This is a genomic window from Bacillus sp. BPN334 (genome assembly GCF_008368885.1).
Lineage (GTDB): Bacteria > Bacillota > Bacilli > Bacillales > Bacillaceae_G > Bacillus_A > Bacillus_A wiedmannii.
Genome location: NZ_QOZW01000008.1, coordinates 38,763 through 58,215, shown reverse-complemented (window position 1 = coordinate 58,215; position 19,453 = coordinate 38,763). Strand labels below are relative to the sequence as shown.

Here is a 19,453-nt window from a genome sequence, read left to right as displayed (position 1 = left end):
TGATGTAATTCGTCGGGATATCTCACTCCTACAAATTCGTTTCACTAATATGAACAGAGTAAATAAATTACTTGGTTAGGGGTCATGAAAATGGAAAGTACTATCGGTATCGATGCCGGAGGAACATTAACGAAAATTGCTTATTTGAACGAACAAAAGCAATTAGCTTTTGAAAAATTTTATTCAAATGAACAAGATAAAATAATAAATTGGCTTAAGAAAAACACTCGTATAAAACAAATATGTATTACAGGTGGTAAAGCAAAACAATTACAGCAACTACTTTCACACTCATATAAAATAGTAGAACGAAACGAATTTGAAGCTACTCTAATAGGTGTCCAATACATATTAAAAAAAGAAAAATATGATATAAATAACTTTATATTAACAAATATCGGTACAGGTACTTCCATTCATTACGTTTATAATGACCAATATATTCGCGCTGGTGGAACCGGTGTTGGCGGTGGTACTATTATGGGGCTTTCAAAATTGTTAACAAATATAGACTATTTTGAAGATGTGATTCCTTTAACAAAAGTAGGTTCTAGAAAAGAACTAGATATTACGGTTGGAGATATTTATGGTGGCATTCTCTCTCCTATTGATAATAGCTTAACTGCAAGCAATTTCGGAAAAGCTACCAAAACAGATTCAAATTTTAGTAGTGCTGATATACTAGCAACTGTGCAAGGGCTTGTAGGTGAAGTCGTTACTGCATTAAGCCTTCAATTCGCCGAAACAAAAAACATTGACCATATTATTTATATTGGTTCCACTCTATGTAATAACGTACACCTTCAAAATATTATTAGTAACTACACAAAATATCAAAATAAAACACCAATCTTTTTACGAGATGGTGGTAATAGCGGTGCGATTGGTGCTTTACTTCATGTTACGAATAAAAAAAGCTGACTTTTGTCAGCTTTTTTGCAACGGTACTTCAAATTCAATAATCGATTTCCCGTTTTCTCCAATTCGCTCTACACTAATTCTATCAATTACACATTGTAACTTTTCAGGGAAACTCTTAATTTCCTTAGCTACTTCAGCAGCTAACTCAGTACTTTCTTTTCTCCCGACTGTTACATGCGGTATGTACGAAATATCTTCTTTCAAAAATTGTAATAAAGCGCCTGTATACAGCATATCATGAAGTTCTTCTATTTGTTTTTGCCCCTTTTCAACTCGTAAAAATAAATATTCCCCTTCACTCGTAATTTGATTCGCAAATTCAATTTCTATCTCCTGTATCTCTTTTGATAATTTTAAAATATGTAATTTCAGCTCATCATTTGAAGTCGAGCTTTCAAATGGGAATACAATTGTAATATGCGGTGGGATTAAACCGAATAAAGGATCATGTTGTTTCCTAATGTCCTCTATTTCATTAATAGACATGTCGTTTAGAAAAAGTAAAATTGTACGCATTTTTATATCCCCTACTTTCTCTTTTTTATATTCATCATATTGTATGGTAGCTTGCACTTCAACAAATGATTTCAATTACATATAAAAAGAAAAAACTTCTCAAAAGAAAAGTTTTTTCTTATAAAGCATGATTACTATTTTCCCGCCAAACTTTCCTAAACTTTATATAACTAGCTATTCTCCAAGGGATAATATACGATACTGCAATAACATAAAATAATAAACCAATCGTTTGTTGATCTAAGTCAACAATATATTGTCTTGAACCGTATCTTAAAACGACAAGTGCAATAAAAGTAATTAAAAAGGCTGCACTTTTTTTCGTATAAATATTCCCATCATCTCTTCGCTCATAATTTGTTAAAACTATAAGTGGTACGGCGAAAAGAACCCCAATGAATGCTGCTATTATACCTTGTAAAATAGCTGGATGTACGGGACCAAAAAACCATAAAACACCAGGTGTTAAAAATAGTAATGGCCACAAAATACGTATCCCACTGCCCTTTATTGGCTTATACATAGAACGATAACGACGCCAGAGTATTAGTAGTGCAATGCATAAAAAGACTGTAACGAGTGAAGATGTATCTCTCATTTGTTTTTCCTACTCTCCCAAAATATTTACTTAATTACACTTTAAATTGTTTGCTCAAATGATACTTTTTAAATAAATATACCGCTAGTCACGATATAGACGATAGTTAATATAATTGAAATGACAATAAAGTATGGGATATCTATTAAAGATAGATTAGATGTAGAATTTAAATCCTGTATTCCTACGTCTGCATAAAGCACACTATTCAATGATATAAAAAATGTTCCGCCTATCATAAGACCAATCCACTTAAAACGTTTCTTAATCACTACTGCTACTTGAAAGAAAGTTGCTATTGTAACATACAATAATAGTTGTACAATAAACTGTTTAACTGAGTGTTCTCCTAAACTACTATTTACTGTTCTATACAATGTATTTTGTAAAAAAATCACTTGAAGGAATGAGAAAACCGCAGCTTGTAATATGATATAGCAAACTGATCCAATGAAAAACTGTAATCGCGTTACTCCAAATGAAACTGCTAAACGAAACACATCATCCTGTATAATAAAAGTACTTACTACTATAAACAATGTAATTACAATCGAAGGATTATTTAATATATGTTGTAAAAATCCTTCTCTTATATCATTTAAATCCATTACACTTGTGATTCCTTTTATAAGTAATGCTGTAATCCAAAATATGATAATTGCTTTATAATGAAAATTTATATGTAACTTCAACTGCTTCATTAACATCGTCATTTCACTTCACCACCCGTTATGTGTATAAATAGTTTTTGTAATGTAATTCTATTAATTACTAAACCTTCTTTTTCAAGAGAGTAATAATCTTCATTAGAAAGTTCTTCCCATATAACAGCAATCCCCTTATTTCCATAAACTTCTCGATTTATTACTTTTTTATTAATCGAAAATTCATCTACTTTATCTTTTTTCCCTGAAATAATATGAGCTTTTTGCAATAAATCTTCCACCGATGATTGAACAACAAGTGCGCCTACTTTTATGATGATTACATCTTCAATAACATGAGTGACTTCTTCTACTAAATGAGTTGATAATATAATTGTTCGTGGATATCCACCGTAATCTTCTAGTAGTAAATTATAAAATAACTCACGATGTGCTGCGTCTAAACCGGTAGTCGGTTCATCAAAAATAGTAATTGGTGCTCTACTTGCTAGACCTTGAATAATTCCGACGACTGTTTGCATGCCGTGTGATAGTTTATGATATTTCATTGTCATATTAAGCTGAAATTTATCAGCGAGTTCTTCAGCGTACTTTCCATCCCAGTTTTTATAAAACATGCTGCACATCTTAAAGATTTCTTTTACTTTATAACTTAAATGTGCTTCTTCTTTCACTCTAACAAAACAAATATTTTGCATCGCTTTACTATTTTCAAAAACATTTTCACCAAATATTGATACGCTACCACTACTTGAAGTAATTTGTCCTGCAAGTAAATTTAATAGAGTCGTTTTTCCTGCTCCGTTTCTACCGAGCAAACCATATATTTTATGCTCTTCCAAAGAAATCGTTACTTCATTTACCGCTACTTTCTTTTTATATTTTTTCGTTATATCCTTCGTTTTAAGTGCAATCATACCTATTTCCCCTCCTTCGTAATTTTTTGAATCATATCCATCAATTCATCTTTGGATATTTCTAGTACTTTTGCTTCTTCCCACACTTTAGGTAAATATTCAGTCATAAAAGTATTTTGTCTTTTTTTAAGTACGACTTCTTTCGCTCCCTTTGCAACAAACATCCCGATCCCTCTCTTTTTATATAGAATCCCTTCATCCACTAATACATTTACCCCTTTAGCTGCAGTAGCTGGGTTTATTTGTAACATCTTTGCAAATTGATTTGTTGATGGAACCTGTTCTTCTTCAAGTAATATGTCTTTTAAAATATCAGATTCAATCGTTTCTGCAATTTGTAAGTATATTAATTTATTTTGTTCCAGAGTAGGTTTCATAATTTCACCACCTTAGGTTCATAGGTTCATTACTTATGTAACTAACCATATCACATAAAAATATTTATTTCCATAAATTTCTTTTACAAAAAAAGAGAGTCATTCGTTTAAGAATGACTCTCTTACTAACAATTCTCTGTACTAACTTAGGTAAATAATGATCCTGCATTCGATAATAAGTAATTTTGTATACTAACTCCACCCTTTCTCCTCCCATCATTCCAACTGCTGCACTGGATATTTAGCAAATAAAGATTTCCAAAAATCTTTATCATTCATAAGCATTGTAATTTTTTCGTTATTATCGTTAAGGAACTTTACTCCTTTCTTTTTATCCCATATATCATCTTCTTTTGGAAAATCATTAAATTTTTCATACAAGATTGATAGTATTTCTTCTCTTTTTATTTTAAATTTTTTATTTTCTACTTGAAACTCCTAACCTTTTGCATTTGGTACTAAAATCGCTAGATAAATAACGTTAAAGAGAAAATTCTTCTCCATCGTATCCTTACCATCAAACCAATATGTCTCAACCATATCTTCTGTAAGGGCTCCAATCCCTCTTGCACCATAGTTTACCTTTATACTTTCATTCTCTAAACTTATACTTTGAAATGTTTCACCACCAGGTAAATGATTAAGAATTGCAACCACATCTGAGTTATTATCAAACATATGTCCCAGCATATTTCTTAAAAGCACCAGGTTCAATATCAGATATTTCTTTTATTCTTTCTCCGCTAGAACAAGCAGAAATAATTAAAAAAATTGTTAGCATAACAACCACATTACGATGCATATATTTCATTTAGCATCCCCCATTATTATCGATATTTCGTTCATTACAATACTTCTTCTCAAAACCCTTTAAAATATACGCATTTTAATCAAAATTAAAAATTTTCGATTTTTATGTTTACAATTATCCATTAATTGTATATACTTACTAACGTAAGAAAAAATTCTAAAAGGAGGTCGAAGGAAATGATGAAATTACAATTACATGCTTTAACTTTAGCGTTAACTGCACCTTTGTTTTTCGGACAATTAAATATGAATTCGACCACCCTAATGGAGAATTGAAAATCGCACTTTATTTCTATTAATTCATAAATTCGCCACAGGAGGTCGTATACTTTCCTGTGGCTTTTTGACGCCCAGCCGTAGGAGAACTATATCTTCCTGTGGCTTTTTTGTGCGATTTTTTAGCCTCTTATATTATTTTTTAAAGAAAGGAGCAACATTCGATGACTATTAGCGTATTGTTTTTAAGTATTACGATTCAAAGAAATACAATTTCCAAAGATGAAATTTTTCATAACGAGCAAATTGAAAAAGCTATGAATGATGTTAAGGAGCGCCAAGCGCTTTATTGTGATCACCTGTAATTCCTTTTCGAGAGGAGGAATTCATTTATGGCTTTTCATATTTTCTTTTTTACAACTGTACTTCAGAAAAAGACTTTATCTGAAGATGAAATCATTCGTAAACAACAATTAAAGCAACTGACTGATAAAATGACTGACATTAAAAGTTCATACTATACGCAAATGTATTAAAAATATATTTTTAAGGAGCAATACCTTCATGAAATTTAAAGCATTCTTTTTAACAATCACCATTCAAAAACGTAAGCTTTCTCAAAGTGAGATTTTGCGTGAGCAACACATTCAAACTATTATGGACGAAGTGAAAGAGCACCAAGCTTCTTATTACAGCCGTCTTTTCTAAATAACTTTTAAAGGAGCAATATCCTAATGAAATTCAAAGCATTCTTTTTAACAATCACCATTCAAAAACGTAAGCTTTCTCAAAGTGAGATTTTGCGTGAGCAACACATTCAAACTATTATGGGTGAAGTGAAAGAGCGTCAAGCTTCTTATTACAGCCGTCTTTTCTAAATAACTTTTAAAGGAGCAATATCCTAATGAAATTTAAAGCATTCTTTTTAACGATTACCATTCAAAAGCGTAAGCTTTCACAGCAAGAAATTTTGCGTGAGCAACACATTCAAACTATTATGGGCGAAGTGAAAGAGCGTCAAGCTTCTTATTACAGCCGCCTTTTCTAAATAACTTTTAAAGGGGAAAAAACATATGAAATTTAAAGTATTCTTTTTAACGATCACCATTCAAAAAACTAAGTTCTCAGACAGTGAGATATTGCATGACCATCAAATTAATAAAGCTATGGAGGATGTAAAAGAACGTCAAAGTCACTACTGTAGCCATCTATAATTCCTTTCGAAAGGAGGAATGTATCATGAAGTTTCACCTTTTCTTTTTAACAATTACAATTCAGAAAAAAAACTATTCTGATGCGGAATTAAAACAAGAACAACAATATAAACAGGTTATAGACGAAATTCGAGATCGTAGAAGCAAATACTACTCTCACCTATAAATCTTTAAAATATAAAAATTGAAAGGAGTCGATTATGATGTTGATAGCACGTTCTAAAGAAATGATTTGGATAGTTCAGAGGGATTCCACATAGTTTTATAGACATACTATCACACAAGTATATCGTTATATTTGATGTGTAATAAATATATAATAAAATTACACCCGTACACTTTTAATGTTGAGTAATAAACAAAAGATACACCACTTAAAAAGCGGTGTATCTTTCTCAATTTATACTATTTCCGATTATTTCGTTTCGTCTTAAACAATCTCACTAAGTTCGAAACAACTGTTTTCGTTACTGCATAAACTGGCACTGCTAAAATCATTCCGATAATTCCCGCAAAGTTACCTACCCCTAAAATTAAAATAATAATTGTTAACGGGTGGATATTTAATTTTGAACTCATAATACGCGGTGAAATGATGTTACTTTCAAACTGTTGTACAATTGTTACGATAATAATTACGTACAACGCTTGCATCGGAGATACGAACAGACCTACAATAACAGCTGGTGCTGCACCAATAAATGGACCTAAATTAGGAATGATATTTGTAAATGCTGCTATAATTCCTAAAACGAAAGCGTACGGTAAATCGATAATTAAATAACCGATAAAAGTAAAAGCACCTACAAATATACAAACGAGCGCTTGCCCTTGAATATACGCAGATAATGTTTCGTTCGTTTCCTTAATGATACGAAGTCCTTCTTCACGGTAAGACACAGGTAATAGACTAACTGCTTTCCCTGGAAACGCATGTCCATCTTTAAACATATAAAATAAAATAAACGGTACTGTGAAGATAACTAATGCAACGTTTGTGATAATACCAAATAAAGCCGTTGCACTCGACGTAATCGTGTTTGGTATATCCTTTAAGTATTCAATCGCGTTTTTCTCAATTGTTTCAATGGAAACGTAGTTTTGTGTAGATAACCATTCAAATAATCTGTGATGGGATAAATCTTGTATGTATAGTTTTCCCTCTTTAATATAACCTGGCATATTTTTTACTAAATCCATTAACTGTTGTGAGATCGTTGGAACAACTACCCCAACTCCAACTGCAGTTAATGTTATAATAAAAAGATATAACAGTAAAATCGCTAAATTTCTAGGTACTTTTTTATTCTCCAAAAAGACTAACAATGGGTTAAATATGAAGTATAAAAATAACGCGATTAAGATTGGGAAAAACAACGTAGATATGAAGATACCAATCGGTTGAAATAGAAACGATATTTTTGTGCAAATAAATATGATCGCTACAACCATTAGCACTTCTAATGTCCAAAAGTGCACTTTCGATTTCAAAAAAACGTCCTCCTTTAAACTAGCACTTCTCTTCATTGTACCAAAATAAGCAAGAATTTCACATAATATTTTCCTTTACAATATTCCAAAATACCAATAAATACACTACAATGAGATTACATACAAATTTGCAGGTAAAGGTGATAAAAATGACACAATGCATCATATGCAGAAAAGATACGAAAGAACTTAGTGAACAATATGTCATCCCCGAAATATTATGTGGATATTATTTCACAAACTCAATTTGTGATACTTGCCATGAACAAATGACAACAAATATTGATCGTCCCTTAATTCGGCATAAATTAAGTCAATTTAAGATTGAACAAATGAAAAAACAAATTGATTCCCCGCTCTATACGAATGAACATGGTGAGGAACTTGCGGCTGCTGAGACAGATGTTGTTGAAGTAAGTGATGAAATACTTTATTCCAATACATTAATTATGAAACTATGTAAAAAGCACGATATTTCACTACATAATGAAATTTGGAAAGAAGAACGTGTAACGAAAGTAGCTAGCTCTATTCAACGTGAATTACTTTTAGATAACCGTAAATACAAAATGAGTGTATTAAAAATGGCTTATACTTTCGCTGTACAAGCTGTTGATGGCTATTTTGAAGATCCAGATGCGATTGATATTTCTAACATTCTATCAAATGCCGATTTTATGGAATTAAAAGAAAAAAGTATAGTTCGCGATTTAAGTAAAAGTTCTTTATGGAATACATTAAATACATATAGCGAGAACCATTACTTTATTTTATTAAGTGATAAAGATGGCCTGTTCTGTTTCATTCGTCTATTTGATATATTTGACGTTGTCGTTCACTTATCAGAAAAGAGATATGAACTTTCATCTCCAATTGTCGGCGTAAATGATGTAAATAGACAGGAATTTTATATCCAAACTTTAAAACAGTATATGGATGGGCTATTTAAAGAAAAAAAACCTTCTATTTAATCGAAATCAGAACATACGGTCTCCTTTCTTGACGAAAAGACACTGTGTTATAATAAGTATGAAAAGAACAATACAATCACATAAACCAATTATTAATTGTAAATAAATAAAAAAGACCAGTGTGCGGCTACACACTAGTCCACGTAACTTAGCAGATTGGATTGTTCATTTATCCTATTTGTTTCTTACAAACAAAACAACCCACATTCTATTGGCATAGGTGGGTTGTTATTTTTTGAGCTTGTCTATTAAAACGACGACGAACGTTAACAATGCAACGAGAAACAGTCCACCCTGCAGTAACAACGCTATTTCACTCACGTATTATCACCCCCCTCCTATTCGGAGAAGTGATAATTGAACAACCAACCGTACCTTAAGTTACTATTTAATTTTACCATATTTTCTAATAGTTTACGATGAAAACCCGCAAGTGAAATACTTGCGAGTTTTTTATCCCGTATTAACAGGCAATAAACAAAATGTAGCAAAACATAGGTGAAACTGCCTGCAAATGCCCGATTGGTTCAACTAATAATCCTTTGGGACAATTCACCCAAAGGATTAAAGTTTCATTTTATTTCTCACTATTTTTTTAATGCATATGCATCAGCGATCATTTCCCCAACAATTTTATTTTCTTGTTTCTTCTCGTCTTTCAATAAAGGAAATAACAGTTCTGCCACTTCATATGCCTCTTCTAAATGGGGGTATCCTGATAATACAAACGTATCAATTCCTAACGCTTCATATTCTTTTATTCTTTCTGCTACTGTATGCGGATCTCCAACAAGCGCAGTACCCGCACCACCTCTTACAAGCCCAATTCCAGCCCATAAGTTAGGACTTATCTCTAACGACTCTCTCGTACCTTTATTTAAGTGTGTCATTCGTTTTTGTCCGACTGAATCATATCTTGCAAATGTTTTTTGAGCGAGCTCAATTGTTTCATTATCTACATATTGAATTAACCTTTCAGCTTCTTCCCATGCTTCTTCTTCTGTCTCTCTTACAATTACGTGTAGTCTAATACCAAATTTTACGTTACGCCCCTTCTCTTCCGCAAGTTTTTTTACTTCATCTATTTTCTCTTTCACTTGCTCTGGTGGCTCGCCCCACGTTAAATATACATCACTATGTTCAGCTGCAACTTCTTTACCTGCAGCGGACGATCCGCCAAAATAAATTGGTGGATACGGTGTTTGAACCGGAGGAAATACAACTTTACTCTCCGTAACTTTAATATGTTTTCCTTCTAAAGAGATTGTTTCACCTTGTAATACTGACTTCCAAACTTTTAAAAATTCATCCGCTGCTTCATATCTTTCATCATGTTCAAGATATAATCCATCGCCATGCAATTCAACAGGATCTCCTCCAGCTACTACATTAATAAGTAACCTCCCATCTGAAATTCTATCAAATGTAGATGCCATCCTCGCTGCAACTGTCGGTGACATTAGTCCTGGTCTAACTGCTACTAAAAATTTTAATTTCTCTGTCTCAGCTGCAAGTGCCGATGCTAATACCCATGGATCTTCACACCCTTGACCAGTTGGAAGTAATACACCCGAATATCCTAAATAATCAGCTGCAGCTGCAACTTGTTTATAATAACCATACTCAGCTGCTCTTCCTCTTTTTGTCGTTCCTAAATATCGACCATCTCCATAAGCCGGAATAAACCATAATAATTCCATACCTTTACACACCCCTTATTTATTTTGAAACGCATACTAACATACTCTATATAAATTACCCCTAATAATTTACCCCGCTATTTGCGGGCAGTAAGATCCCCACCTTAAAATTCAGCGAAAGCAAAGAAGTTAGGTGGGGGATTGACCCTCCCCACTGATTAAAGTTTCACTTTATATGTTAATTCCCTGTCTCTCCTTTAAAATTATCTCGCCATCTTAAAAACTTCACTTCTAGTAAACGTACGAGTGAATCAGAAAACTTTCCAACGAATGCAAAAATAATAATGCCGACAAATACGATATCTGTATTTGAAAATTGCCTTGCATCCATAATCATATAGCCGATACCTTCTGTAGACCCCATAAGTTCTGCTACTACTAAACTCACCCATGCAACTCCTAAAGATAACCTTGCTCCCAGTAATAGATTTGGCAATGCGGCAGGTAAAATTAATTTTGTAATTAATTTTCTTTTACTAAACTCTAACACTCTCGCAACATCGAATAGTTTTGAATCTACACCTCGTATCCCTAAAAACGCGTTTACGTATAAAGGAAAAAATGCACCGTCCGCAATTAATAATACTTTCGATGTTTCTCCGAAACCGAACCATAATACGAAAAGCGGTGCAACAGCTAAATGAGGTACAGTTCTTAACATTTGTACAGATGGATCTAAATATTGCTCACTTCTCGTTGAAAATCCAACAATCGTTCCTAAAATAATTCCTAAACTCCCGCCGATAAAGAAACCAGCCGCAGCCCTGAATACACTGAAACTTAAATGACCGAATAACTCTCCTGTTTTTATAAGTTCTTGAAAAGCTAGTAATATATCTAATGGTGTTGGTAAAACTGTTTTAGAAACTAAATCGAATACGCCGGCTAACTGCCAAATAATTAATACGATAATCGGTATAGTAATCGCTCTTACTAGCACTTTTACATTCGTCTTTCGCACTTTCTTTACATTATTTTTGCCAATCGTTATACCCGTTGGTTTCATAACAGCTTTCGTATTCTCCAATTTACAAAACCTCTTTTCATTTCGCCTTTAATGCTTTTTCTACGAAAGAATTGTCTACTACTTTATCTGTCTTAATTTCTTTCTTTATAGAGCCTAGCTTATATTGAAAATCCGCTGTCTTTTGCTGTTCCGCTATTATTTCTTTCGTTACTGGAACTAAAATTGGTTTGTCGTGATTAAACACTTCTTTTACAATTTCGGCATCTATTTTCTTTGCAGAAGTATATATTTTTATCGCTTCATCTAAGTTTGACTCTTGCCATACACGTGCTTTTTCATAAACTTTAAGGAATTTCTCAACTAATTCTGGGTGCTCCTTCGCAAATTTTGTTCTCGCAATTAAAAATTCTGGAGAAGAAACATTTAATAGTTCACCATCTGCAATAACTTTTGCCTCTTTATTTAACGTATGTAGCGAGATGAATGGATCCCATATCGCCCATACATCTACTGATCCGGATTCAAATGCCGGCTGTGCTTCATCTGGTTGTAACTGAATAACATTTACATCTTTCGCATTGATACCTTCTTTTTCTAAGGCTCGATACAATAAATTAAACGCGCTACTCCCTTTTGCTACCGCAATTTTTTTACCTTTTAAATCTTTTACACTCGTAATCTTACTATCTTTTTGTACAAGAATCCCTGTTCCTTTTCTCGCATAACTTGTATTAGCAATTTCGGTAAATTCAATACCTGCTGCTTGTGCTGAAATAACTGGGGAGTTTCCCACTTCACCAAAGTCTAATCGATTTGATGCAATCGCTTCAAAATAAGGAGGTCCGCTTTGAAACTCTGTCCATTTCACCTTAACCCCTTCTTTTTTAAACTCCTCTTCAAACCATCCTTTTTTCTGTGCTAATAATAGCGGGCTTAATCCTTGCTGTATACCAATTTGTACTGTTACATCTTCCTTCTTACTACTTGCTGTGCTTTTTTCACATCCAAATAAAAATAAAGAAATAGCTACTGCAAAAGAAAGAACTTTAATTTTTTTATACATATACTCACTCTTTCCCTATATACTTGTTTGAATTAATCCCCCGTGTTCAAACTGCTGTAATACTTTCTTTCGAATTTCTTGGAATGACTCCGAAGTTTTACTACGCGGATAAGATAAATTATTTTCAATCACTTTATGTATTTTTCCAGGCTTTGCACTCATGATGACAATTCGGTTCGAAAGATATATTGCTTCGTCTATATCATGTGTAACGAATATCATTGTCGTCTTTTTTTGTTCCCAAATGTTGAGCAGTACTTCTTGCAAATGACTTCGGGTAAATGCATCCAGTGCTCCAAATGGTTCATCAAGCAATAATACATTGGGATCCCTTAACAACGCTCTTGCAATCGCAACACGTTGTGACATCCCGCCTGATATTTCTTTCGGATATGATTTTTCAAAACCGTCTAATCGAACAATTTCAACCCATTCCTTTACCTTATCCTTCACATACTTATCTTTTAATGACAAATCAGCTGCAATATTTTCTTCCACTGTTAGCCATGGAAACAATCGATGCTCTTGAAATATAAATCCTTGCTTCTTACTCGGTTTTGTTATACGCTCCCCGTCAATAATGATTTCTCCTTCAAAATCGCTGTCTAAACCTGCAATAATTTTTAATAGTGTACTTTTTCCGCAACCACTCGGACCAATTACTGTAACAAAATCCCCTTTCTCTAATTGAAAATTAATATTCTCTAATACTTGAACCGTAGCATTTTGTTTCGAAAAATATTTTGATACTCCATCAATTGAAACAGTCACTTCTTCGCCTCCTTGAAATGATTCATCTAAATGAACAGATTCAGTATTTATGCAATAAAAAAACCAAAGGCATTTTATCAATAGATAAAATGCCTTTGGTTTCTCCAATCAGCAATACGTAATAGAATTAAGTACATATTATACAAATATTTCCGATAAGTCAACTGGGTTTTGTTTAAAAATACATATGATTCGTTTGAACATCCTTATTGTTATTTATTTAAAAATTATTTTTTATGGTTCTTAATCCACTGTAACCAATAAGAAAACTCACATGCCAAATGCATTTGATGCGATTTAATAAGGCTATTAGGACAAAGTGCCGGAAACTCTACAACTAGACTTACTTCTATACCAGTATCTGTATCTTTGAATTGATGTCGAACTCCACCAATAGTAGTACCGTCTTTCATACGTGCAACACCTGTTGATTGGTATTGATAAGACTTATCTCGAGGTGTCTTCAATCCCGTTTCGTCACCAAAAACAATAAAAAATTGAACTGGAAATGGAGAATTACCAGTAGTTTCGATAACCTCTAATTCATTTTCCCCAAAGGGTCTTAGTACGTAGTGATCTGGACAGGCTGATAAATTCACTTGATCATTTTCATCTGATTGTTCAAGCATAAAACTATCAATTCCATTTATCGCTTCTTCTGCTGTAATCCCATCTAAATAGATACTTGTTTTTGAAAATTTTCGTCTATCACCAGATAAAACAGTACAAATACGCATACCCATTTCACTTAATTTCAGTTTAATTTTCAACTTATCATACATTTCATTGTATGAATGATTTAACTTTAGTTCCGTTAGTTTTTTTTTCATAACGTCTGTATCATTTAATTCCGGTTCTTTATGTCCTAATGTATTTAAAACTTTTTTAATACGTTCTCTTTTCCACTTTGTAAGTTGTTCATTCGAAATATTGTTTCCATCAATAATAATTTTCATATACATTCTCCTTCGATTTGATCGTATCGTATCGTATTGTATTTAATACTAAATTAATCATTTCTTGCTTCGTGTCTAGATTCAAATTCACCTCTGAATGAGCAATACTGCTAAGACCGTATAAAATAAATCCTGATGCTAATAATGAGTTATTAGTATTAAAAATCCCAGTTTTCACCCCTTCTTCGATTACTTGTCGAATTAATGGCTGCATTCGCGTAAATAATTTCTGTTCCAGTTGAAAATGTTGTTCCGTCTGAAACGAACTCACATTTTTATAGGGTGCTAATTTTTCGATAAATGTCCAAAATATATTTAGAGAATCTTTCAGCTTTTGCATGACAGACCGTTCATTAGAAATAAGTATTTCTTCAATTAACTCCATATTTTTCACAATAAAATCATTTAATACTTCATCAACAAAATTCTCTTTAGACTTGAAGTAATAATAAAATAAGCCCGTTGCTACACCTGCATGATTCACAACATCTTTTATGCTAAATCCTTTCATACCATTTTTCATATATAGTTCAAAACCAATATCCATCAACTCTTGCCTTCTAACATCTGGTTCTTTTGATATTCTTTTCATAGGTCATCTCCTACTATGTTTTACCTTCGACTGAATCTGATTCAATCATAAACGACTGAACTATATTCAGTCAATATTAGTTTCCACAAAAAAAGAGTAATCTCAAGAAATATACATCTAACCTTAGACTTATCAAAAAGTTAGATCATATAACTTAAGACTACTCAATTTCATTAAACACATATTTTCTTTTCAAATCGCTTTAGTTTAACCACACCATTTCTGTCTCTACAATCATTTGAGGAAGCGTCTTTTGAATTATTTCCTCTAATACATTAAGAGCTTCATTCACATCCCCCCCCTCAAAACCCTCTAAAGGCTCAGGTAACTCATCCTCATCTAAAATAAAATATTCTCCACTTGGAAGTACCAATATATCAATAATTAAGTCTTCAAATGACACTAATTCGTCTGTTATTTGCGTATTTTTTACAACATTAAAATAAGAGCCTAAATACATTCCATTTTTATCTCTCCATATGTATAAATTGTACAGACGATTTTCCCAGTAGTATGCAATGGTGTAACTTCCTTTTGGGATTGTTAAACTCGCACGATGTGCAGTCATTGTAAATGAATACTGAACCTCATGAAATAACACGATACTTTGCAACTGCTTTTCAAGTAATAAGCAAGTGTGATCTACTACGGTCGAGTCATACCGAATTTTTCTTTCTATAATTTTACTTTTTGGTGTTAGTAATTTATTCATTCTTTGTTTCCCCTTATGCTATTTCTAATCTTAATTATATCCATTTATATAGTGATAAAGAAGTGTTTGGTCTCCAAATACACAATAAAAACTCCCTCTTATTTTAGAAGGAGTTTTTCACTGTCCATGTTTCATATTTTTTCACTTCTAATGGAAGCTCATTCGTTTTCAACCACTTCACTGCACTACATACAAGTGGAGATGAATTGTCTTCTGTAATGCTTTCTATAGAAACCCATCTCGCTCCTAAAGAATCTTGACCTTCAAATTGTTTTGGTACTATGATTTTCCCTGCACTCTTTTCAACATCATACAAAACTGCAATATGGTGTACATGTGTATAATCTTTAAACTTTGAAGGGTATTGAAAATCAACCGTACCTACTTGCTTTATAACCTTTACTTCTAATCCAGTTTCTTCTTTACATTCCCTATGGAGTGCCGATAACAACGACTCCTCTTCATTAAAGCTCCCACCAGGTAGATCATATCTGTTCTTATATGGACCTTTTGATTTATCAATTACTAATATATTATTATTTTCGATACAAATACCATACACACCAAGCGCACGATAAAAATTAGTAGCATTATTCATGGTTCAATTTCTCCACCATCACATCATAAAATTTTCGTTCCTCATCAACATTTAAGTAAACACGACTTACTGTTTTAGAAAATCCATATAATAATTGTGCTTTCATTGGCTCTTTGAGTATTATTTCAAATATTGGAGGTTCCTTTATAAATTCCATCACCGTTGCGTCAAGAACCTCTTTCTCTTTTTTTAAAAGTTCCCCTTTATAAAACGTAATCTTATCAATTTGTGTAAACGGTATAATGATTTTCTTCCCTAATCCAATTTGAATAATTACCTGTTCTTCCGTAACAATAATTGGATTTTTACGCATTGCTTGAATTTCAGCTAAAAAATAAAACATTGCATATACATTTAAAATAAGTAACACCCATGCTACAACTGGATTCCATTGATGAAACAAATAATGAAAACCGATACTTTCTATTAAGGTCGCATGGATGATCATAATATATACACCTATTGCACCAGTCTTTTTGTGATATGAGTATACGTATTCACCTTCTGGTACTTTTTCACGCCACGATAAAAATGCATAATAAATTAGCTTACACTCTGTTACAATGATATCTATTAATTTATTTCTTTTCATAGTGGCGTCAAACGCAGCATCAATTGCATAAGAAAATGAAGAATACTGACTTTTATATTCTTTATATTTTTTTATTATGTTAGGAAGCTTTCTAACAATTTTATATAGAAGGAATAACTCTAAACATACAAAAGCAATTTCTCCTGCAACTATACTATAAGAAACGTATGAAAAAGCTTGTAAATAGTCGCTTGGAATAATAAATCTTGCAAATATATAACCAGCTATTACAACAGGAAATATATAAGTTAACGAGTATCTTTTTCGAATAATAAAGAAATACGTAATGACTGGAATTACAAACATGCAATCTAATAATGATCCAAGAACAACTTCTTTCGGAGTAGCTGGTACAATCGGAAGAGCATACAATAAATAGTTTGATAACAAGATTAAAGATACGAGTCCAATCCAGATACCTTTTCGCCTTCGCGAAAGTGCGACACTCATACTTTCACTCCTCTATTTAAAAACCTCATTTAAATGGTCTTTATAAAATGAAATAGCACGTTCAAATTCTTTAACTTCTTCTACTTTTACGACTGTTTCAAGTAATAATTTCATAGCGGATTCATGATCGTTTACGTTATATTTCGCTAATGACAAAAATACTTTCATCACATCATTATCTGGAAACTGCTGCAAACCTGTTTCTAAAACAGTAATTGCTTTGTCATACTCACCTATACAACGATATGTACTGCCAAGACCGATAAATGCACCGCAAAGCGACTCCCCATCAAGACCATTTGCAATTGCCTGTTCATAATACGGCACAGCCTCTGTTTCAAGCCCCATTACATCATGTATCCAGGCACATTGAAAAAGCACTTCTGCGTCTCGCGTAAAATTGGTTAACCCCATAAGTATCTCTCTAGATTGCGCATATTTCTTTTCATTTCTTAGTTTAATCGCTTGCTTTAATAAATGTTCCATAGAATCCACTCCTCACCAATTATTTTATGTATCCATCTTGAATGGTTAACATTTGTGTAAAAGTAAAATTCCCATAAATTAAAGTTTCGCTTACCTATATATACTATGCGGATTCACTCTTATCCAAATACTTAAAATTATAAAGCAATAATGTGATTACATAGTACTTCTAACCTTTTGACAATTTCTTTCGCCGTTTCATCTTTCCCATTACATAACTTTCCTTTACCGTCCTGTCCAATTACGTAGTGCACCGCTCCGCGTGAATATAAAGAATGCGGTGAATTTGCAATCATTACATTTGCCTTAGATTCTTTCATTCTATTTTTCGTTCTTTCAAACAATTCTTCTTCATTTACATCACTTTCAAGTTTAAAGCCAACGAGTACGGTTTCTGGATCCCACTCTTTTATTTGCTTTAATATTTTTGGAGCCTTTTGAAAATGAATAATTGGCGCTATATCACTTGAGATTTTCCCATTCATATCAAGAACATTACCATCTTGATCACAAATTTTGTCTACAACCCAATCTGATCCAGCCGCTGCCATAATGACCGCATCGACCTTTTCATGCGTAATGATACTTTTCATTTTATCTTGCAAATCAACAATTCCTTCAAACGGGTGTAATTCTAATTGATTATTTACATCGTTCGGTTTCTCAGCGAAATAACCGTGTAAATATATAACATGTGCTCCTTTACTTATAAGCTCTTCCGCGATTATTCTTCCAATTGTACCTTTTGCCATATTCGTATGCCCACGTACTTGGTCCCATTTCTCTAAACAACCACCACTCGTAATTAATACCTTTTTCCCCTTCATTGTAACCATCCCTTACTGATTTTTCTTACGAAACCATTCTGTTCCAAAGTCAACGATATCTCGTTGCTTCATAAGACGGCACGTTGCATTTCCTATTTTTCCATTTGTTACTGTTCCTTTTCGCTCAAACTCTACACCGATTTCTACAAACTTATCAGAATCGTAATCCATATCAACAAACTCTTTCCATACTCTTTCACCATTTTCTAAAATAGGTGCGCCTACTTTTATTAACTCACATGCACCAGTACGTACTTCAGATAAATGTACAGACGTATTGGAATCATATCCAACACCAATTAATAATATGTATCCGTCTAAATCATATATTTTTCTTAATGGAGATTCCTCTCCTAAACTCATTGATAGCGACTGATTCATCGTTATTTCTTCTGCATGTTTTCCCCATGCAGCAAAACTTCCTAATGGATGGTTGCTGCGTACTACATCCGGATATGTACGAAAACATTCAACTACTTTTCCCATTGCCCTTGTTGGTGTTATATGTGGTTCAAACGCCGGGACGTTATCTCGAATGATTTGCCACCATTCTTCAGGTACAGGTGGTCTTGACCAATGTTTCGGATCAGATAAATCCGAAGATTGTGTTGGCATAATAATTGTTCCCTCTTCCGTAATAACTTTCATTAACGCCTCTACTACCGCAACTGCTCCGCCAGATACCCAGCCAATAGAACTTAGCGAAGAATGCACAATAACCGTCATTCCTTTTTCTAACCCTAATTCTCTTAAATCATTTGTAATTGTTTTGATTGTATTTGGCAATTGTGTACTTGCCACTATGTCATTCATTTTCACGATTGTTCCCCCATTTTTTAAAACTAATACATACATATATTATCATATTTTTCTTAATTTTTAACTTAATCATTTTTCATATTTATAAAATAGCGAACTATAAAAACAAATTGTTTTTTAATATATATAGCAAGGACGTTTAACATTTCTTACAAACATGTAGTTTTTATCAATAAACAAAAATATTTTTCAAATCAATTACAAATATAACACCGAAAAAAAGA

Annotated in this window: 28 protein-coding genes and 1 pseudogene; 9 read left to right on the top strand and 20 right to left on the bottom strand. The window is 32.8% G+C overall.

The features are described 5' to 3' along the window. Nucleotides 1-90 precede the first annotated feature (90 nt). Entirely contained in the window at nt 91-921 is an 831-nt protein-coding gene (gene coaW, locus DN393_RS12245; RefSeq protein ID WP_088046644.1) for a type II pantothenate kinase, read from the top strand. A 6-nt stretch (nt 922-927) separates the two neighbouring features. Here coaW and DN393_RS12240 read toward each other — a convergent pair whose 3' ends face one another. The 6 genes and pseudogenes from DN393_RS12240 to DN393_RS12215 form a co-directional block, all read right to left on the bottom strand. Next, nucleotides 928-1,437: a 2'-5' RNA ligase family protein gene (locus DN393_RS12240; protein ID WP_064475567.1), complete on the bottom strand. Its 510-nt coding sequence runs from the start codon at nt 1,435-1,437 to the stop codon at nt 928-930. Between the two features lie 118 nt (nt 1,438-1,555). After that, complete coding sequence (locus DN393_RS12235) at nt 1,556-2,035, bottom strand: CcdC family protein (protein WP_064475568.1); 480 nt, start codon at nt 2,033-2,035, stop codon at nt 1,556-1,558. A gap of 68 nt (nt 2,036-2,103) precedes the next feature. After that, nucleotides 2,104-2,748, bottom strand: a complete 645-nt coding sequence (locus tag DN393_RS12230; RefSeq protein ID WP_149173536.1) for a DUF4052 family protein — start codon at nt 2,746-2,748, stop codon at nt 2,104-2,106. Beyond that, nucleotides 2,745-3,617 (bottom strand): ABC transporter ATP-binding protein, encoded by an 873-nt coding sequence (locus DN393_RS12225; protein ID WP_064475570.1) that lies wholly within the window; start codon nt 3,615-3,617, stop codon nt 2,745-2,747. The genes DN393_RS12230 and DN393_RS12225 overlap by 4 nt, the downstream gene beginning before the upstream one ends. Before the next feature lie 2 nt (nt 3,618-3,619). Then, nucleotides 3,620-3,994, bottom strand: a complete 375-nt coding sequence (locus tag DN393_RS12220; RefSeq protein WP_000805192.1) for a GntR family transcriptional regulator — start codon at nt 3,992-3,994, stop codon at nt 3,620-3,622. Nucleotides 3,995-4,210: 216 nt separating this feature from the next. Next, nucleotides 4,211-4,805, bottom strand: a pseudogene (locus tag DN393_RS12215) (DUF4825 domain-containing protein). Between the two features lie 439 nt (nt 4,806-5,244). On the opposite strand from DN393_RS12215, the gene DN393_RS12210 reads away from it, so the two are divergent. The 7 genes from DN393_RS12210 to DN393_RS12180 are packed head-to-tail and all read left to right on the top strand — an operon-like array spanning nt 5,245 to nt 6,400. After that, a complete protein-coding gene (locus DN393_RS12210; protein ID WP_000156189.1) occupies nt 5,245-5,385 on the top strand; it encodes a YrzI family small protein in 141 nt (46 codons plus the stop codon). Between the two features lie 27 nt (nt 5,386-5,412). Further along, nucleotides 5,413-5,556, top strand: a complete 144-nt coding sequence (locus DN393_RS12205) for a YrzI family small protein (RefSeq protein WP_064475571.1) — start codon at nt 5,413-5,415, stop codon at nt 5,554-5,556. 28 nt (nt 5,557-5,584) lie between these two features. Next, nucleotides 5,585-5,728 (top strand): YrzI family small protein, encoded by a 144-nt coding sequence (locus DN393_RS12200; protein ID WP_017560126.1) that lies wholly within the window; start codon nt 5,585-5,587, stop codon nt 5,726-5,728. Between the two features lie 26 nt (nt 5,729-5,754). Next, nucleotides 5,755-5,898, top strand: coding sequence for a YrzI family small protein (locus DN393_RS12195; protein WP_098111721.1), 144 nt, complete (start codon nt 5,755-5,757; stop codon nt 5,896-5,898). Between the two features lie 26 nt (nt 5,899-5,924). After that, entirely contained in the window at nt 5,925-6,068 is a 144-nt protein-coding gene (locus DN393_RS12190; protein WP_000668981.1) for a YrzI family small protein, read from the top strand. A 25-nt stretch (nt 6,069-6,093) separates the two neighbouring features. Then, on the top strand, nt 6,094-6,234 hold the full coding sequence (locus DN393_RS12185; protein WP_000669812.1) for a YrzI family small protein: 141 nt from the start codon (nt 6,094-6,096) through the stop codon (nt 6,232-6,234). A gap of 25 nt (nt 6,235-6,259) precedes the next feature. After that, nucleotides 6,260-6,400 (top strand): YrzI family small protein, encoded by a 141-nt coding sequence (locus tag DN393_RS12180; RefSeq protein WP_064473550.1) that lies wholly within the window; start codon nt 6,260-6,262, stop codon nt 6,398-6,400. A gap of 239 nt (nt 6,401-6,639) precedes the next feature. On the opposite strand, the gene DN393_RS12175 is transcribed toward DN393_RS12180, so the two are convergent. After that, nucleotides 6,640-7,725 (bottom strand): AI-2E family transporter, encoded by a 1,086-nt coding sequence (locus tag DN393_RS12175; RefSeq protein WP_064475575.1) that lies wholly within the window; start codon nt 7,723-7,725, stop codon nt 6,640-6,642. A gap of 149 nt (nt 7,726-7,874) precedes the next feature. Between DN393_RS12175 and DN393_RS12170 the strand changes: the two genes are divergently transcribed. Continuing rightward, nucleotides 7,875-8,696 carry an HNH endonuclease gene (locus DN393_RS12170; protein WP_149173535.1) on the top strand — a complete coding sequence of 274 codons (822 nt, stop codon included), beginning with the start codon at nt 7,875-7,877 and terminating at the stop codon, nt 8,694-8,696. Nucleotides 8,697-8,924: 228 nt separating this feature from the next. Here DN393_RS12170 and DN393_RS31935 read toward each other — a convergent pair whose 3' ends face one another. The 13 genes from DN393_RS31935 to aacC form a co-directional block, all read right to left on the bottom strand. Then, nucleotides 8,925-9,017, bottom strand: a complete 93-nt coding sequence (locus DN393_RS31935; protein WP_001289320.1) for a putative holin-like toxin — start codon at nt 9,015-9,017, stop codon at nt 8,925-8,927. A gap of 266 nt (nt 9,018-9,283) precedes the next feature. Then, a complete protein-coding gene (gene ssuD / locus DN393_RS12165) occupies nt 9,284-10,396 on the bottom strand; it encodes an FMNH2-dependent alkanesulfonate monooxygenase (protein ID WP_149173534.1) in 1,113 nt (370 codons plus the stop codon). 178 nt (nt 10,397-10,574) lie between these two features. Then, nucleotides 10,575-11,423: an ABC transporter permease gene (locus tag DN393_RS12160; protein ID WP_064475578.1), complete on the bottom strand. Its 849-nt coding sequence runs from the start codon at nt 11,421-11,423 to the stop codon at nt 10,575-10,577. Between the two features lie 16 nt (nt 11,424-11,439). Next, nucleotides 11,440-12,426 (bottom strand): aliphatic sulfonate ABC transporter substrate-binding protein, encoded by a 987-nt coding sequence (locus tag DN393_RS12155; protein ID WP_149173533.1) that lies wholly within the window; start codon nt 12,424-12,426, stop codon nt 11,440-11,442. 15 nt (nt 12,427-12,441) lie between these two features. After that, complete coding sequence (locus DN393_RS12150) at nt 12,442-13,197, bottom strand: ABC transporter ATP-binding protein (protein ID WP_064475580.1); 756 nt, start codon at nt 13,195-13,197, stop codon at nt 12,442-12,444. Between the two features lie 227 nt (nt 13,198-13,424). Beyond that, nucleotides 13,425-14,153, bottom strand: coding sequence for a hypothetical protein (locus DN393_RS12145; RefSeq protein WP_064475581.1), 729 nt, complete (start codon nt 14,151-14,153; stop codon nt 13,425-13,427). Next, the gene (locus DN393_RS12140; protein ID WP_149173532.1) at nt 14,137-14,745 is read right to left on the bottom strand and encodes a TetR/AcrR family transcriptional regulator; all 609 of its coding nucleotides are present in this window, start codon (nt 14,743-14,745) and stop codon (nt 14,137-14,139) included. Before DN393_RS12140 ends, DN393_RS12145 begins: the two co-directional genes overlap by 17 nt. Nucleotides 14,746-14,947: 202 nt before the next feature. Further along, entirely contained in the window at nt 14,948-15,457 is a 510-nt protein-coding gene (locus DN393_RS12135; protein ID WP_098111719.1) for a ribonuclease FAU-1 family protein, read from the bottom strand. A 103-nt stretch (nt 15,458-15,560) separates the two neighbouring features. Next, complete coding sequence (locus DN393_RS12130) at nt 15,561-16,055, bottom strand: NUDIX hydrolase (RefSeq protein WP_001057918.1); 495 nt, start codon at nt 16,053-16,055, stop codon at nt 15,561-15,563. Then, the gene (locus tag DN393_RS12125; protein ID WP_064475583.1) at nt 16,048-17,097 is read right to left on the bottom strand and encodes a hypothetical protein; all 1,050 of its coding nucleotides are present in this window, start codon (nt 17,095-17,097) and stop codon (nt 16,048-16,050) included. The genes DN393_RS12130 and DN393_RS12125 overlap by 8 nt, the downstream gene beginning before the upstream one ends. 12 nt (nt 17,098-17,109) lie before the next feature. Then, entirely contained in the window at nt 17,110-17,583 is a 474-nt protein-coding gene (locus DN393_RS12120; protein ID WP_064475584.1) for a tetratricopeptide repeat protein, read from the bottom strand. 137 nt (nt 17,584-17,720) lie between these two features. Then, nucleotides 17,721-18,410 (bottom strand): phosphopantothenoylcysteine decarboxylase domain-containing protein, encoded by a 690-nt coding sequence (locus DN393_RS12115; RefSeq protein ID WP_064475585.1) that lies wholly within the window; start codon nt 18,408-18,410, stop codon nt 17,721-17,723. Between the two features lie 12 nt (nt 18,411-18,422). Beyond that, nucleotides 18,423-19,223 (bottom strand): BA2930 family N-acetyltransferase, encoded by an 801-nt coding sequence (gene aacC / locus DN393_RS12110; RefSeq protein WP_141669125.1) that lies wholly within the window; start codon nt 19,221-19,223, stop codon nt 18,423-18,425. Nucleotides 19,224-19,453 lie beyond the last annotated feature (230 nt).